Source organism: Pontiella desulfatans (assembly GCF_900890425.1).
Classification (GTDB): domain Bacteria; phylum Verrucomicrobiota; class Kiritimatiellia; order Kiritimatiellales; family Pontiellaceae; genus Pontiella; species Pontiella desulfatans.
Map to the genome: position 1 here is coordinate 424,965 of NZ_CAAHFG010000003.1, position 17,548 is coordinate 442,512.

Genomic DNA, 17,548 nt, shown 5'->3' on the forward strand with positions numbered 1-17,548 from the left:
CCAGCGATTCGAACTCAACGGTTCGTTCCTCGCGTGGACGAACGAATACGAAAACACCTTCAGCACCTTGCAGCATTCGAACATGCACGTGGTGGCCGAATATACCGGCCAGCCGCTGGATCCGCAGGTGAAGTCGGTCAGCCGCAGCAAGGCCGATCCGGTTCCGGCCACCACCAACTTCCTGGTAGACGTCGTGTTCGACCGCTCGATGGAACCCGGTGTTGATCCGCTGGTGGTCTTCACCAACGAAGCCGCGCCCGGCCTAACCTTCATCGCTTCGAGCAATGGCGTATGGCAAACCACCTACACCGAAAACGATACCTTCAGCCTGGAGCCGATCTCGTTCAGTGCCGGCGACGACGGCGACTATGGCGTGCTGGTCTCGCTGGCGACCGACCTCTACGGCGCGGTGATTGTTGAAACCAATGCCGCGATGGTCGAGGTCAATGCCACGCCGCCGGATAACCCGGACTTCATCGTAGCATCTTCCAATGCCACCTCCTTTACCCTTTCGTGGGCTGGCTACGCACCGCCATCCGATTTGGCTGGCTTCCGCCTCTACCGCTCGACGAGCACCTTCAATAGTGTGGTCGGCCTACCGCCGGTCAACTATGTCGGCGCCGGCGCCAGCAGCGGCCTCATCGGCGGCATCCAGCTCGACACCGACTACTACCTCGGCGTTGCGGCGGTTGATGTGGCAGGTAACCGCGACCCGGCGGTGACCGGCCTCTATGCACGGGTGGACAGCGTGCTGCCGCCGCCGGTGGCGGTCGTGGCCACACCGGTGGGTGCGGACAGTGTTGACCTTTCATGGACGGGCTACGACACCACCGGCCTGTTCGGCCTCGAAGGCTACGATGTCTTCTGGCAGCAGACCGACTTCTCCGACGTTTCGGCGCTGATGGCCCACACCTCGCTGGGGCCCGACCAAAAGTCGATCCGCATCGAAGGTCTCGATCGCAGTGTCGACCACTATTTCGCGGTCGTCGGCTATAACCGTTTGGGCCAATACAATCCCGCCGTCTCGACCGTGCTCTGGAAAGACCCGTTCGGCGGCTTTATTGCGGCGCCGCTCGTAATCGGCACCGGCGGGGCACAGGCCGCCGCCTACGATATCTATCGCGACATGGTCGTGGTCAGCAACGCCACGCTCACCATCGAGCCCGGCGTAACGCTGCGCTTCCAGGCCGGCACCGGCCTGCGGGTGGAAGAGGGGACGTTGAGCGCCCTTGGCACCGTCTTCGATCCGATAGTCCTGACTTCCGCGGAAGCATCGCCGGCTCCGGGCGACTGGTCGGGCCTCTACCTGGGCCCGGATGCGGGCGCTTCCGAACTGACGCATGTCTGGACGATGTATGGCGAAGGATTGCAGATCGATGGCTGCGAGCCGGCGGCCGACGCCCTCTCCGTGCTGTTCAATGCACCCACCGGTTTGTCGCTCGATGGCGCTGCGCTTCTGGCCACCTCGAACCTGTTGGCGCAGTTCAATGCGGTTGGTCTGCAAATGTCCGGCAACAGCGAATTGGCGCTCGGCAACTCCATCGTGGTCAACAACGACACCAACGCATTTGCCAACGGCGTGAACACCATGTCCGCACCCGGCATCTGGTGGGGCTCCACCAACAATGCCGAAGTGCTTGCCGGGATTGCCGGCAGTGTGGACTATGCCCCGTTCCTGACCACCGAGCCGCTGCTGACACCCGCCGCCGATACCTACGACGGTAATCCCGATGTCGGCTCGCGCGAGGTGTCGATGAAATATGCCTGCCGCGTTGCCGAGTCGATGCGCGTCAGCGAGGATTCCACCTTCAGTGGCGTCTTCTTCGAGGACTTTGTTTCGAGCAACACCGTGATGCTCTCCGAAGGCGGCGGCAGCAAGACGCTTTATGTCCAATACCGCAACGTCAACGGCGAAACCAATGCGCCGATCGTACTACCGCTTACCTATGTGACCGATGGCCCGTCGATCGCGCAGTTCAACCTCGCCGAAGGCCAGGTGGTCGGGCGCCCGATGATCGTCCATTGCGCGGCCAGCTCGGCGCTGGGCGTTGCATCGGTCGAGTTCTATGTCGACGGTATCCTCGTGGCCTCCAGCAACGCGGCCGCGATGAACGTGCTGTGGGATATCCGCGAAGACGCGGTCGGCATCCATCGCGTCAAGTTCCTGGCGCGCGACACACACGGCGCGTTCACCGTGAGCGAAGCCAATGTGACGATCGCGCACGAACCGCCGCCGGTTCCTTCGCTCACCTCGCCCGCACCGGGCTTCGTGACGGCTGACCCGACCGTGGCGGTCAGCGGCACGGCCGAGCCCTTCATCGGCGTCCGCCTCATGCGCAACGCCGCGTTTGCCGGCGAAACGACCGCCGACATCAACGGCGACTTTGCGCTGACTGTCGATCTGCTCGAGGGCAACAACAACCTGGTTGCCGATGCATTCGATGCCCTGGGTTCTGCGATTTCGGCAGCGCGTCGGGTGGTGCGCGATACCGGCTCGCCGGCAACACTCGAAATGCAGCCGGCCTCCTTTAGCGTGACCGATGGCATTAGCCTGGAGTGGAACTATCCAGCAACGGGCGAAAAGGCCACGAGCTTCCAGGTGTTCTGGCACGACGCGCCGTTCGCAAGTGTTGCGGAGGCCTCGGCCACCGGTACGGTCGTCTATGGCATGAACTATCCGGTGGATGGCCTGGCGGATGGCACCTACTATTTCGGCGTCGTTGGCTACGACGGAGCGGGCAATGCCGGCGATCTCTCCAACGTGGTTTCGGTCGAGTACGATACGACGCCCCCGTCGTTCACCATTGGCTACGACCAGTCGTCGCCGGTCGGCCCTGGCGCGTTGGGCATCGTGCTCTCGTCCGACGAGCCGCTCTCGGGCGCGCCCGACCTGCTGATCCTTCCCTACGGTGCCAGCGGCCCGACGATGCTGGTGGTCTCGAACACCGCAGCGAACACGTTCGAGGGCGACTTCAACATAACCGCGCTGACGCCCTCCGGCCTGGCGCAGGTGCGCGTTTCGGCCTCCGATATCCATGGCAACGAATTCAGCGCGGCTCCCATCGGCGTAGATCTGGTGATCGACACCACCCCGCCCTCGGGTTCCATCGAAACGCTACCGGTTGCGCCGGTGCAGCTGCTAAGCAACACCACTGTGGTGGTGAACCTGGAACTCTCCGAACCGCCGAAACCCGGTACGGTTCCGCAGGTCGAGCTTGATCCGCCCGCCGGGGCAACCATTAACGTGGCCATGACCGGGAGCGGAACCAACTGGAGCGGTATTGCAACGCTCTCGCCTGGGAATGTGAGCGGGACGGTCTTCTGCGACTTCAATCTCCTCGTTTCCGACGCGCTCGACAATGTCGGCATGGCGATCACCTCCGGCGAAAAACTGGAAATCTACGACACGGCATACCCGACCCCGCCGGCCGCGCCGAACCTGCTCAACCCGGTTCCGGTGAAGGGTGGCTATGTGAACCTGGTTTGGTATCCGGTCTCCAACGCCGAAACCTACAGCCTCTACCGCATTCCGGGCGACACCGGTGTTCCGACGGTCGAGGTGGCCTCCGGCATCGTCAGCAACGGCATTGCGGATCTTCCGCCGGCCGACGGGCAGTACCGCTATGCGGTCACGGCCAGCCGCCGCGGCGCGGAAAGCTCCTTTAGCCAGGTCTACACGGAAGTTTCCGACCGCACCCCGCCGAACGCGCCGAGCAACACCGTGGTGCAATTGCAGGCCTCGGGCGTGCAGCTGACCTGGGATGCCCCGGCCGAGGGCGAGTCGCCGGTGCGCTACAACGCCTACCGCAACGGCACGCTCATCGGAAGCCCCTACGTGCCGACACCGATCAACGACTATCCGCCGCGCGGCACCTCCGACTATGTTGTGGCCTCGGCCGACTGGCTCGGCAATGAAGCTTTCGGCGATAGCCATGAGTTCGTGATGCTCGTGCCCGCGGTAGCCAGCTTCGAAGTGCTGATGTACGAAGACCAGCCGCCGGCGCTCGGCTGGACGACCGGCGATGCCTCCATCGTGGGCGTCAACCTCTACCGCAACGGCGTGAAGCTCAACACCAATGTCCTGGCGGCAACGAGCTATGTGGACAGTAGCTATTCGGGCAGTTCGCTGGTGAGCTACGAAGTCCGTAGCGTCGATAGCGTCGGGCAGGAGGGGCCGGGCCGCTTGGCGGATGTCTACCGCCTTGATATGGACTTGGCCGTGAACGAGGCCGGCGCCGACCTTCCGCTGCTGCACTATTTCGATGCCTACGAAGTGTCGGTGGACAACCAAACGCTGGCCGAGGCCTTCCCGCTCGAAACCGTCGAGCTGCGCCGCACCTATGGCGCCGCGCCGGCCACGACGATTTCCGCCACCGTAACCAGCTCCGTGCCGGCGGGCAGCTCGCTGGCGGCACAGGTTACAATGGCCGCGATGGACGACGCGGCGGCGCAGAGCGTCCGCGTGCGCCTGGTGCAGACGCCGGATGCTTCCGGTGCGGAAGTGCTTTATCAGCGGCTGTTCTCCTTCGACGATGCGTTGGCCGATGGCCCCGAAGTCAGCGTCACGGTCACCAACACGCCGATTGCCGGCGCGCTTCAAAACTTCAAGGTCCGCATATTCAACCTCGGCTTCGCCGACATGGATGTGGTGCTGATGAAGGCCAACGGCGCTCAGCCGGGCGATGTGTATATCTCGCTCCAGAACGATCTGGGCGTGGAGGTTTCGCGCGGCGAATACCGCGGTTCGGCCCCGGGCATGGTGCTGGCCCCCGACGGGCGCGGCTATGTGACCGTTGCCCCGGGTGCGCATGTGGATGCCTGGATCGAGGACGTGCTGGTTCCGGTCGGGCTTGCGGATGGCGGCACGCTGACGGTCGAGGGCGGCGTGGAGACCATCTTCCACCGGATTGCGACGGCGGACGAGCAAACCTCCGGGCCGATCAGCGGCACGGATACGTTTAGCCTAACCCTTTCCGAATACTACGGCACGTCGATGACCGACAAGGCCAACTATGCCAACGACGACCAGATCTTCATCACCGGCCAGGCGCTGCGCCGTTCCGACGACGCGCCGCTGCCGGACACCGACCTGCACCTTGGCTTCGCGATCGGCGACTACCGTTGGTTCGAGGATGTGACGACCGACGGGGCGGGGGACTATGGTTTCACATACGACGTGCCCGATGGCATTAGCGGCGAGCTGGCCATTTGGGCGGCCCACCCGGACGTGGTCGACCGCCTCGACCAGACCACCATCGGAATCTTCCGCATGTATGTGCTGCCGCGCTACGGCGATATCCGCATGTCGAAGAACGATACCTACCAGTTCAGCCTGACCCTGCTCAATCCGGGCGCGGTGCCGCTCGAAGGCATGGACGCGACGGTGGACGCCTACCGCATGGACGGCACCAACCAGATTCCGATCGCCACCGTGACGGCCACGCCGAACATGACTAAAACAACGGTTGACGCCAATTCGCGCCTGGTGGTGCCGGTCGAACTGCAGACGGCCCTCGATGCACCGGACGAAGCCGTGGTGGAAATCCGCTTCGCCTCGGCGGTGCAGGGCGCGGCGGACACCTTTACGGGTTATCTGACGTTGCTCGAAGCCGTGCCGATCGTGGATGTGGTTGAACCGGCATCCGGCTATGTGGATGTGACCGTCGACCGCAACAACCTGGTTACGCGTACCGTGACGCTGGTCAACCGCGGCGTGCGCGACTACACCGGCGTGAAGATGGCGCCGCCCGCAACGATTGATTGGATGTATCCCTCGCTGGTGCTCGATGACGACGGCACATACCATCTGCCGGATATGCCGGTGGGTGCCTCGAATACGTTCGATGTGGTCTTTGCGCCGCCGGAAGGCATCGTCATGCAGCGCTACAGCGACGTGATGGTGGTGAGCGGAACCAACCACACTGCCGAGTTCAACGTACCGTTGTATGCGACGGTCAGCTCGGCCGACAAGGGCGACGTGCAGATGTTCGTGCAGAACACGCTGAGCATTCCGGTGCCGGGCGCCACGATGCGCCTGCGCAATAGCCTGCTCGGCACGGAGCTGGATCCGGTGAAGACCGGCACCAACGGCATCGTGATCGTGGAGGATCTGCAGGAGGGCCTGTGGTTCTGGCAGGTTTCCGCACCCGGGCACACCACGCAGGCCGGTTCCGTCGAGGTGGTTCCCGACCAGACGGTGGAGGCTTCGACCCGCCTCACGAAGAATGTCGTGACGGTCAACTTCTCGGTGGTTCCGGTACCGTTCACCGATCGCTACGAGATTGTGATCGAACAGACGTTCGAGACCCACGTGCCGCAGCCGGTGCTGATTTTGACGCCGTCGCTCATGCGGTTCAAGGATGTCGAGCCGGGCTTCACCGCGCGCTATACGATGACGGCCAAGAACCATGGCCTGATCCAGTTGAACGATGTTGAAATTACAGGGCAGTCGTTCGACTGGGGCGCGGTTACGCCGCTGATCGAATACCTGCCGCGGCTCACCCCGTTCCAGGAAGTGCAGATTCCGGTTGTGGTCAACTACTATGGCGACGGTACCGACGGGCCGGTGCAGCAGAACGCCTATTGGGATTGTGTCGGATTCATGTTCGGTGCGATCGATAACTTTGGCCAGAACCTGATGAATCTGATCAACCGGCTGAATGGCGACTCCATCTGCCCTAACTCGCTGTCGCCCTTGATCTCCAGGGCCAACAACATGAACTCGCTCGAGCGGGAGATCGCTGAAAGGATCTGGGACGAGATCTCCGAACACATGACGCCGACCTGGGTCATGAAGGCGGCCGCGCTGATTGGCTGCGCCTTTGCTGGAGGCGATAGCGGCCCTGGTGGCGGCAGTCTCCCCGGCGGAAACAGCGGTGGTACGGCCTTCAGCGGCGGCGGCCCGCCGTGTCTTGCCCCGGATGCTGCGGTGCTGCTGGCGAACGGCGAGACAATCGCCGCAGCGAAACTCGCCGAGGGCGACCGCGTGAAGAGCGGCGTGGCCGAAGAAGCCGTCGCCGAGGTGGCCGAAGTCCTGCGCGGCGTTGCCCACAACTGGGTCGTCCTGAGCTTTGCCGATGATCCGGAGCAGACCTTGAGTGTTACCGACGAGCACCTCGTTTGGGTGGACGCCGCGACCAAGGGCTGGACGGCGGCGCGCAACGTGGTTCCGGGCGACTGGGTCTCCACCTCCGCCGGAACGCGGGTCGAGGTGGTTGGCGTTGAACGGATCGCCGAAGAGCGGCCGTTTGTCTCCGTGCGGTTGCGCGGCGATGTGGCGATGTATGCCGAGGGAATTATGGTGCACGACCAGTGCGGGTGGTGGACGCCGCCAAAAGACGAGGCCCAGGGTAAGGAGGTGGCGCCATGAAAAGGTATTCAACAGTCAAGAGGATGGCCGGTTCAATGAGGTCATATGCAACCAGGAGTCTGGTCGTGCTCGGTGTTCTTGCCTTGTTGAACACGGCGCTGGCGCAACAGCAGTTCCAGGGCGTGTGCTCGCGGGTGAAGATCGAGATTCTCCAGGAGCTTTCGTTGGAGCGCATCGGCTTTTTGGCCACGCTCGAGGTGACGAACAACGACGGCGTTGATTCGATCACCGATTTTTCGGCGCAGCTCACCTTCACCGATCCGTCCGATCCGGACGGGGATGTGGAAAACAACGCCTCGGACTGGTTCTTCGTGCGCGCCCCGGAGATGGAAAACATCAACAACATCACGGGGCAGGGCATCATTGCCCCGACGCAGAAGGCGGTGGTGCGCTGGTTCATCGTTCCGAAGCCCGGCGCGGGCGGCGAGGATCCGGCGGGCAAGCGCTACCGCGTGGGTTGCTCGCTCTCGGCCAAGTTCCAGGGGGAATATTTCCCGGACGACGTGCTCTTCGCCGTGCCGGACATGATTACGGTGCAGCCGCAACCGCTGCTGGACATCGCCTATTTCCAGCCGCGCGACGTGCAGGGCGACGATCCCTTCACCGAAACCGTCGAGGCGCCCATTCCGTTCATCCTTGGCGTACTGGTGCGCAACGTCGGCTACGGCCAGGCGAAAAACGTGATGATCCGTTCGGAGCAGCCGCGGATCGTGGAAAACGAGCAGAGCCTGCTGCTGGTGCCGCGCCTGCTGGGGGTGCGCGTGATGGACTCGCCGCTCGACCGCACGAGCCTGACGGTGAACATTGGCAACCTCGCGCCGGGCACCGCGCGCAAGGCGGCGTGGGATATGATTACGACGCTCTCCGGCGAGTTTGTCGAGTTCAAGGCCACCTACACGCACGCGCCGGAGTTCGGTGGCGAGGAGACCTCGCTGATCACCAACCTGGTGGCGCACTTTATTGCCAAGGAGGTGCTCAACGATGCCGCCGGTCGCGACGACGTGCTCGACTTCCTGGCCGACACCGACCGCGACGACAATATGATTCCCGACGCGCTCTATGAGAGCGAGGGGCAGATCCTGCCGGTCAACCACATTGTCAACGCGGCGCTCGGCTCCCCCCCGGGGCCGGGGCAGGCCTTGGTGGAGGTCGATTCCGACCGCACCGACTGGTGCTACATGCGCCTCGACGATCCGCGGCAGGCCAAGCTGCCGATCGACTCGGTGGTGCGCGGCGACGGCAAGGTGGTCAACACAAACAACTATTGGACGAACGTGCGCTACCGCAAGACCGACAACGCGCGGCTGGCCTACCTCAATATTTTCGACCTGTGCAACTTGGGGTCGAACACCTATACCGTGACCTATGGCGCGGTTCCGGCCGACACCAACCCGCCGGTCACGACCATCGAGTTTGCCGGCGAAATGGTCAACTCGGGGACGAACTACTACATTACCGACGAAACCCAGATGTTCTTCCTTTCGACGGACGACAGTCCGGTGAGCATTGAATACTCCATCACCAACGCGCCGTTCCAACCGGCCTATCCGTTCTGGATCCGCGAGGCGGGCGAATACAACGTGCGCTTCTTCGCGACCGATTCGGCCAACAATGTGGAGGATACCAACGAAGTGCGCCTGATCGTGAACGGCGCCCCGGCCGACGTGCAGCAGTTCGACAAGGATGAGGAGAGCGTGCTGCTCACCGGCGATGCGCTTTCGATCCGCCCGGGCTCCACCCGCATCTCCTTCGCAGCCTCCGACAGCCCACTCGTAACCGATGCCCAGGTCGATGTTTTCCGCGGCATCATCGCCTGGACCACGGTCAGCAATGTGCCGTGTTCGCCCAATGCGCTGGATTCGGCCACGCTTTACGTGGGCGGCGAATATGTCGATTACTACAAGTATCGGCTCGATGGCGGTGGCTGGTCTTCGCAGCGAATGGTTGCGGAACCGATTAGTCTGTCCGGGCTGGGCGATGGCGTTCATACGGTCGATGTGCTTGGCCGACCAAGATACGGAAGCTATCCTCCGGAATCCGAGGCCGTCGGTGTGTCGTGGGAGGTGGACTCCTCGGCCAATCCGGTGCAGGTGTTCGGTGCGCCGGCCACCCCGACGCGGCTCGACCATGCAACCCTGATGGCCGGAGGCACCGGCGTGACCGACTATCGCTGGCGCATCGACGAGGACTATTTCCATGCCATCGAGCCGGTCGCCACTCCGTTCTCGGTGGAAAAACTGGTGCCCGGGTTGCATGCCGTGGATGTGCGCGGCCAGATTGGCGGCGTGCTGGAGGAGACCAATGTGTTCCATTCGGTAAGCTGGCTGGTCGATCCGTTGCTGGGCCATGGCTACGATGCCGCCGACCTGGTGCGGTCGGTTACCTTCAGCAATGTGGGGTCGAGCGTCACGGATTGGATCTGGGACGGCAAGAACGGAAGCGGTTCGGACGTGCTGCCGGGCTGGTACACGGTTCGGTTGACGCTGGTGAACGAACTCTCGCAGACCAATTTTGCCACCATGCTGGTTCAGGTGGAAGACCTCTATGCCGAGGGCGAGGTGCTCGCCGCCGCCGACCGCGGGCCGGCCACGCCCTATGCCCGCGGACGCTGGATGGTCTGGCAGGATCAGAGCGATGGCTCGCCGGAAATCTTTGCGCGCGACCTGCTGGCCACCAACGGCGTTCCGCGCCAGCTGACGGTCGGCGACTTCACGCAGAAGAACCCGAAGACGGATGGCCACTACGCCGTCTGGCAGGGCCGCCGCAGCGACAGCAGCTGGGATCTCTACATGGCCGACCTCGATAACACCGGCGCGGTGGTGCAGGTGACCTCCTCGCTCGGAAGGGATGAAATCAATCCCGACATCGAATGGCCGTGGATCGTCTTCCAATCGAAATCGACCAGCAGTCCGGACGATCCCTGGCAACTGCATGCGATCAACCTGGCCGAGGGCGGAACGAATGTGGTGTTGCTGCCGGGCATCGAAGACCAGCTCTATCCGGACATCGACGACGGGCGCGTGGTCTGGGCCGACTGGCGCGACTCCGGGCCGGGCGAGATCTATTACATGGATCTGGAGCGGGGCGACTGGTTCCGCGTGACCGACAACATCTATGGCCAATACAATCCCGTGCTGATGAACCAGTGGATCGTCTGGCAGGACAACCGCCACTCGCAGGTTGAACTCTATGGCTACGACCTGTTGCGGCAGGCCGAGATCCGCCTTACCGACACGGCGGAAAACGAAGCCTTCCCGTTCCTTGACGGCGGGTGGGTTTGCTGCCAGGAGGATTCGCTCGGGGTGGGGCAAGTCAACCTCCGCCTGATCCACCTTTCGAATCTGGCGGCGATTCCGCTGACGCGTTCGGAAGGGGCGAAGCGTTTCCACTCGGTCAACGGACGCAAGTTGACGTGGTTGGAGGGCGGCGCGGTGCAGAGCGCGGAACTCCCGGCCATCCAGGCGGTCTTCCGCAACATGAACGCCGTGCCGGTCACGCAGTCGGTCGCCGATCAGGCCGCCGATGCGTACACCTTGCTTGAACGGTGGAACAGCGCGGTCGGCGTAACGGAAATCAGTCGCTTCACCTCGATCGTGCCGACCCTGGTGCAGGAAACGGCAATGTGGAGCAGCGGTGCCACCGGCGACAACTTTGCTTTGGTGGAAGGCGATTTCCTCTGGATCCGGTTCGGCGATGCCTACGTGGCGGACATGGGCGCGGCGACGCAGGCATCCGTTGATCTTCAGGTGGGTGTGAACGTGGTTAGCTTAACCGATTTCCCGCAACCCTGCACGGCGCACCGGTTGATGCGCGGGCTGGGGCTCGGCAACGTGCGGGCACTGCGCATGCTCGATCCCGCATCCGGCCGCTGGTTTGCCGCGGAGGTGCGGCAGGGCAAGCTGCTGGGTTATGATTTTGCAATTCCCGCTTCGGCCGTATTGCTGGTGGATATGCAGCAGGCCGTCAATGATTGGAGGCCGGAATGAAACCGAAAATGAAAATGGTTCGATGGTTGGGATTGGCCGGTCTGTTGGCCCTGGGCGCCGAAGCCGTGAGTCCGGCGGAGCTTGATGCGTTGCTGCAAAGCAGCACGAAGGTGACGCTGATCGATGTGCGCGACGAGTCGATGTTTCGGCATGGGCATATTCCGAACGCCATCAATGTTCCCGAGCGGGTGCTGGCACTCAAGAAGCTACCGCCGCTGGGCTTTGTTGTGGTCTACGGGCAGGGGTTTGGAGAAGACCTTTCCGGGGCGGTGGACATTCTGAACGAAAAGCCGGGCATCAAGGCCGAGGCGCTCGATGGAGGCTATGCGGCCTGGCAGACGCGCAAGGGCAGAACGACGCAGGCCACGGGGTTTCAGAAGGAAGCGCTGAACGTCATTACCTACCAAAACCTGCAGGATCTCGATACGACCGACGAAGTGGTGTTGGTGGATCTGCGGAAAGAGCCGGAGCCGGAAGCGACCTCGGGGATCCAGGCCCGGCAAGCCGATGCGCTTCCTGCGCCGACCTTAACCCCGCTTGCGGAAAAGTTTCCGGGAAAGACGGTGGTGAAGTCCCCGTTCGAGGTGGCCGGCGTTGCCGGTTCCGGTCACCAGGGCCGCCAAGCGGATGCCGTGGGGAGGGAAGCCCCCTTGATGGTGCTGATCGACAATGGCGATGGCGAGGCGCAGAAAATGGCGCGCATCCTGAAAGCCAACGGTGTCCACCGGGTTGTGATCCTGGCCGGTGGTGAAAAAATCCTTGAGCGGGATGGCGCAGCCGGCCTGCAACGGTTGGGCATGGGTTCGCAAGAGCTGGAGATGAACAATGAATAGGATGCTAAAGCGGCTTCGCCGCATTGAATTAAGAATGAAGAATTCAGAATTCAGAATGATGGGTCTGCGGCAGCTTTTTCTAGGGAAAGGCCAACGCCGCCTGAGTTCCTCCATTCTACATTCCGAAATCTTAATTCTTCATTTTGTGGTGTTGCTGCTCGTTGCCAACGCATTTGCCGCGCCGGAGATCGACCGGTGCACGGCGGTGAACGTTACACCTTCGCAGTTCGACCTGTTTGTGCGGACAACGGAACCGGCGGGCAGTTGGGTGGAGGTGTTCTCCGATGCCGGCGGAACCATGGATCTGGCCGGTGTGGTTGGCTCCGAGGAGTCGCCGGTGTTCACGGGTGATCCGGCGCAGTCCACGAACTATTACCGCCGCGCGGACATGCGCGCCATTCAGGGCGGAGCCGCGGACAAGGGGTTGGCGTTGCACCGCATCTCCGGTTGCGATCCGACGACCACCTACTATTGCCGCGTGCACGCGACCAACGAAAACGGATCTGCGGTGTGGCCAACCAACGGTATGCTGGCGGTGACCACGGAGCTGGAAAACGGTTTTGTGCTGGAGTCGCGTCAGTTGCTGCTGCAGCTCGATTCCACGGTGTTTGCACCGACGGCCGACGGGGCGGTGGGCGTGCTGACGGCCACGGGGGCCAGCGCGCCGATTGCTTCGTTCGTGGGCGACGGCGCGTCGGGCAACGAGATCTATTTTGACCTGAGCAGCCTGTTTGCCTCGAACACGCATGTGAACATGGAGCAGAGCGGAATCACGGGCTTTGATGTCACCCTCTACGGCCCGGCAGACCAGGCGGAGTTGATGGCTTCGTTCAACATATCCTTTTCCAACATGACCGAGGTGGCGATGGCCAATACGGGCTTTCTGGGTAGCCTGATCATCCTGGACATCCGTTCGATTGCCGGGCAGTCGGTTCCTCCTCCGGGACTCTACACCAATGCCTTCGGAACGGTGGTCAGCTGTTCGGTCACCAACGGCTTCCATACCGAGGGCGGATCGCAATGGACGTTGGCCGGTTGGTCGTTGGCCGGGCTTGAATCTTCGACCGGAGCAACGCCGATGGTTGAGGTTGAGCTGACCAACAGCATGGTGCTGACCTGGGAGTGGAACACGAAGTATTGGCTGGAGGTCGGTGCGGGCGACTATGGCCAGGTAGCCGAGCCCGACCAGTGGGTGGATGCCGGAACCGTCATCACGCTCACGGCGTTGCCGGATTTGTTCTACCACATCGACGCGTGGACGGGCGATGTGGGGGGCACCACGGCGACCGATGACGAACTCGAAGTTCCGATGACCCAACCCCGTTCGATCTTTGCGCTGTTCGCCGAGAACACGACGGGCAACGGTGTGCCGCAGCGCTGGCTCTACGACCATGGTTTCACCAATGCATGGGAGACCGCCGGGCTGCTCGATCACGACGGCGACGGCATGCTGACGTGGGAGGAGTGGGTGGCCGGAACATCACCGACCAACCTTGCCGATGTACTGACCGTGGATTTCGAAACCGACATTGGCACCTCGACCACCCTGGTGTGGCCGAGTGTCTCGAACCGGACGTACAAGGTGTGGCGTTCGGTCAACCTGCAGGAAGGGTTCTGGCAGGTTTCCGGCAGCATACCGGCAACACCGCCGGCCAATACCTATCGGGAACGTACCGCACCGGTGGGACTGCCCACCTTCTATAGGATATCCGTGGAACGATAATGAGACGATGGATCTACAGTGGTGTGTTTGCACTGGTTGGCCTGTTGGCATGGGCCGATGCCGGGGCATTGCATCTCTCCGATCTCGGTCGCTCCGACCTGGCCGATCTTGGTGTGGGCTTGCCGGAGCTTCGCCGCGCGAAACGCATGAACGTCCGTTCGCTGGACGGCCCAAGCCGCACGGGCGAGGTGCTGGTGAAATTCCATGGGCGGGAGCAGGTGCTGGCCTTCATCGTTGATGCGGGGGAGGTGGGGCAGGTGGTTGCCCTTGCTTCATCGCGTGGCGACGTGGCATTTGCCGAGCCCAACCGGAAACTGCACCGGCAATTTGTTCCCTCCGATCCGTTGCTGGGCAACCAGTGGCATCACGACACGATCGGCAGCGCCGATGCCTGGAATTGGGGGACGGGTTCGGCCGGCGTGAAGGTGGCCATTGTGGATGTGCCCTTCAATCTTTCGCATCCGGATTTGGCGGCCAATACCATGAACGGATGGGATGTGGTGAACGATGCTCCGGTCTATTCCGGCAATGCCGACCATGCATCGATGGCGGCTGGTCTGGCGGCAGGCGTGCTGGACAACGCAACCGGCATTGCCGGTGCGGGCAACTGTACGCTGGTGCCGGTCAATTGCGCCATTGGTTCGGATTCCGACATCGTATACATGGATGCGGCGATCCGTTGGGCGGCCGACAACGGCATCCGCGTGGTGAACCTAAGCTGGACGGGCGCCGACAGCCCGGTGTTGAACCTCGCGGCGGAATACCACCGCGCAACCACCGACGGCGTTGTGGTGATGGCGGGGGTGAATGGATCCGGCTATCTCGACTATACGAACCAGCCCTGCATCGTTGCCGTGTCGATGACCGACAGCGACGATGAACTCCAATCGCACTATGGCCCGCACATTGATTTTTGCGCACCGGGCTACCAAGTCTATGCAACGACCGCCCATGGTTATGCCTCCGGCAGTGGTACGAGCTATGCCGCTCCGTTGGTGAGCGGCATCCTGGCGACACTCTTTTCAATCAGTCCTTCGCTCTCTGCCGACGATGCGCTCGCCATCCTCAAGGCATCGGCAAAGGATCTTGGGCCGACGGGGTGGGATCAGTCGTTTGGTTGGGGGCGCGTGGATTTTGGTGCGGCGGCGTGGCTGGCGGCGGCGACTGCGGGAAGCATCCCCGATTTAGGAATGCAGCAGGTTGAAGGCACCCTGTCGGGGCTCAAGGTTTCCGGAGCATATCAACCGGGGATGGGTTATTCATTGATGGGCGCAACAAATCTGGATCAAGAGGTTTGGTCGGTGGTTCCGGTTGCGCCGCAGACCAACGGGGCGATGGTGGAATTTTCAGTAGGAACGGATGCGGGCTCGTCGTTTTATCGGATGGTTGGAGTACTGGATTTCTGAGAGGAAGAGCGATGAAAACAAAATGGATGCTGGCGGGTTTAATGTTGGTTGTCGGAACAACGGCGCATGCGGTCGTTACCGTGGGGAACACGGTTGCCGCGCAGGCGCCCGGGACAAAGGCGGTAACCATTGGCTATGATGTTTCGAGCGACTTTTCAAGCACGGTGACCATTTCGCTTAAGGCGTTCAACGGCGAGGACGAAGTTGCACTCGCCTCCCTTTCCGGGGATGTCGGGGCCGGGGTGGCCACGGGGGCCGGCAAAACCATCGTTTGGGATGCCGGGGCCGATTGGTACGACCGGCATTCCGCAGGGCTCAAGTTTTTGGTACTGGCCGACGATGGGCAAAACACCACTCCCATACCGGTGGCCGGAACGGTGGTTGTTCCTGCCGGCACAACGACCGGTACGGATCCGGATTTCGGGCCAATCAACCTAACGATGCCCATCAGTCTTTATGTGGATGAAACCGAAACCACCAAGGCGGTTTGGGATCTCGTCTATGACTGGGCCGTAACCAACGACTATGAATTCGACAATCCGGGATCGGGCATCACGAACAGTCATCCGGTCACCACGGTGAACTGGTACGACTGCGTCAAGTGGTGCAACGCCCGCAGCGAGCTGGAAGGGTTGCAGCCTTGCTATACCAATGGCGGCGGCATCTACAAAAGCGGCAACGAGGTTCCCGGCCTGGATGAAGGGGCAACCGGTTATCGGTTGCCGACGATTGAGGAATGGGAATATGCCGCGCGTGCCGGTTCCGCAAACCGGTTCCCTTGGGGCAATCAGATTACGCACGATGAAGCCAACTATGTTAGTGCTGCCGGAAATTCCTACGACACGAGCTCCACTCGCGGATTCCACCCCGACCATGGATCGGCCTGGCCGCTCACTTTTGCCCCGGGCAAGTTTGCCCCCAACGCCTTTGGGCTATATGCGGTTGCCGGCAACGTGGCCGAGTGGTGCTGGGATGAGGAGATTGCCGACGGCAGCCGCCACCAGCGCGGCGGCAGCTGGATCGATGGTGCGGAGTACGCTCGTTGCGGTAGCGGATTTTCACAATTCCCGTCGCAAGGCGACATCTACAGTGGTTTCCGCACGGTGCGCGATGCAGGGGTTTCCGTTTCCGGCACGGCGGTCACGCAGGTGGATGCGCGCGACTACACCCTGGCGGTGGTCTCGCTTGCCGGGGCACCGACGCCATCGGCCGGCTTCCATGTCCACGCGTGGGGCTCTTCGGCCACCTGCTCGGTGGATCCGGTCGTGGTGGTTTCCAACACGGTCTATGTCCTGAAGGGCTGGACGGGCAGCGGATCCATCCCGGCAGAGGGTACGGCCGCGACCACCGGTTTGATCCCCTTGACCGATCCCGTCTCCACCATCGTCTGGAACTGGGTCGCCGACAACGACCAGGACGACCTGCCGAACGATTGGGAACTGGAATACTATGGTTCCGAAACCGGCGTGGTGGCCTCGGCCGACACGGACGGCGATGGCTATACCGCCGCCCAGGAATTCATGCTCGGAACCGATCCGTCCGACGGCCTCTCGCATCTCAACCTGACCATCGAGCCGACGGAGGCCGGAACGGTCGTGGTTTCCTGTTCAACGAAGCTGCGGCGCACATACACCATCGAGTATAGCGATTCCCTGATTACTCCGAGCTGGAAACCCCTCACGGTGTTGGGCGGCACGGGCGATATCGAGGCCTATGAAGACACGGCCGGAATCCCGACCCGCTACTATCGGATCCAGGTGCAGTCCGCCGTTGGCACCACCACCTTTGCGTGGCGGTTGAGAACCGATGCGGACGGCGACGAGATGCCGAATGATTGGGAGCTGGAATTCTTTGGGTCGGAAATCGGTATGGTGGCATCGGCCGATGCGGACGGTGATGGCTATACGAACCTCGATGAATTCCGGCTGGGTTCCGATCCAACCAACGCCGCCTCGCACCTCAACCTTGCGGTGTCCGGTTCCGGCAGTGGCACGGCCCTCATTTCCAGTTCAACGGCATACGGGCGGATCTATGTCATAGAATACACCGATTCGCTCGTCGCGCCCGACTGGCGCCTGCTCGGCGGCTATGCAGGCACCGGTGTTCCGGTGCAATTCGAGGACACCTCGTCCATGCCCAATCGCTACTACCGCATGCGGGTGGTCATTCCGGAAGGCGTCGAGTTGTAGCAAACCCGTAGACGGAGCATCCTGCTTTGTGTCCAATGGACA

The 17,548-nt window shown here is 62.3% G+C and carries 6 protein-coding genes (1 of these 6 running past the window's edge); all 6 read left to right on the top strand.

Features of this window, described 5'->3' with window-relative positions; translation table 11 throughout:
• Tightly spaced (at most 11 nt apart), the 6 genes in view from E9954_RS22850 to E9954_RS22875 form a layout consistent with a single transcriptional unit that may run on beyond the window.
• A protein-coding gene (locus E9954_RS22850; protein ID WP_136081603.1) for an FG-GAP-like repeat-containing protein crosses the window boundary here: on the top strand, nucleotides 1-7,369 show its 3' end. The gene continues 12,002 nt to the left of window position 1, outside the view; 7,369 of the gene's 19,371 nt are visible here — the last part of the coding sequence; the start codon falls outside the window, past its left edge; the stop codon is at nucleotides 7,367-7,369.
• Nucleotides 7,366-11,355 carry a TolB-like translocation protein gene (locus E9954_RS22855; protein ID WP_136081604.1) on the top strand — a complete coding sequence of 1,330 codons (3,990 nt, stop codon included), beginning with the start codon at nucleotides 7,366-7,368 and terminating at the stop codon, nucleotides 11,353-11,355. The genes E9954_RS22850 and E9954_RS22855 overlap by 4 nt, the downstream gene beginning before the upstream one ends.
• Complete coding sequence (locus E9954_RS22860; RefSeq protein WP_136081605.1) at nucleotides 11,352-12,188, top strand: rhodanese-like domain-containing protein; 837 nt, start codon at nucleotides 11,352-11,354, stop codon at nucleotides 12,186-12,188. The genes E9954_RS22855 and E9954_RS22860 overlap by 4 nt, the downstream gene beginning before the upstream one ends.
• Nucleotides 12,181-13,911 (top strand): InlB B-repeat-containing protein, encoded by a 1,731-nt coding sequence (locus E9954_RS22865; RefSeq protein WP_136081606.1) that lies wholly within the window; start codon nucleotides 12,181-12,183, stop codon nucleotides 13,909-13,911. The genes E9954_RS22860 and E9954_RS22865 overlap by 8 nt, the downstream gene beginning before the upstream one ends.
• Nucleotides 13,911-15,317 (top strand): S8 family peptidase, encoded by a 1,407-nt coding sequence (locus E9954_RS22870; RefSeq protein WP_136081607.1) that lies wholly within the window; start codon nucleotides 13,911-13,913, stop codon nucleotides 15,315-15,317. Before E9954_RS22865 ends, E9954_RS22870 begins: the two co-directional genes overlap by 1 nt.
• A gap of 11 nt (nucleotides 15,318-15,328) precedes the next feature.
• Entirely contained in the window at nucleotides 15,329-17,506 is a 2,178-nt protein-coding gene (locus E9954_RS22875; RefSeq protein ID WP_136081608.1) for a formylglycine-generating enzyme family protein, read from the top strand.
• Nucleotides 17,507-17,548 lie beyond the last annotated feature (42 nt).

Bases quoted from the DNA above. Each gene is read 5' to 3' on its own strand.
- E9954_RS22875 (WP_136081608.1), top strand. From the start codon at position 15,329: ATGAAAACAAAATGGATGCTGGCGGGTTTAATGTTGGTTGTCGGAACA.
- E9954_RS22865 (WP_136081606.1), top strand. From the start codon at position 12,181: ATGAATAGGATGCTAAAGCGGCTTCGCCGCATTGAATTAAGAATGAAG.
- E9954_RS22870 (WP_136081607.1), top strand. From the start codon at position 13,911: ATGAGACGATGGATCTACAGTGGTGTGTTTGCACTGGTTGGCCTGTTG.
- E9954_RS22855 (WP_136081604.1), top strand. From the start codon at position 7,366: ATGAAAAGGTATTCAACAGTCAAGAGGATGGCCGGTTCAATGAGGTCA.
- E9954_RS22860 (WP_136081605.1), top strand. From the start codon at position 11,352: ATGAAACCGAAAATGAAAATGGTTCGATGGTTGGGATTGGCCGGTCTG.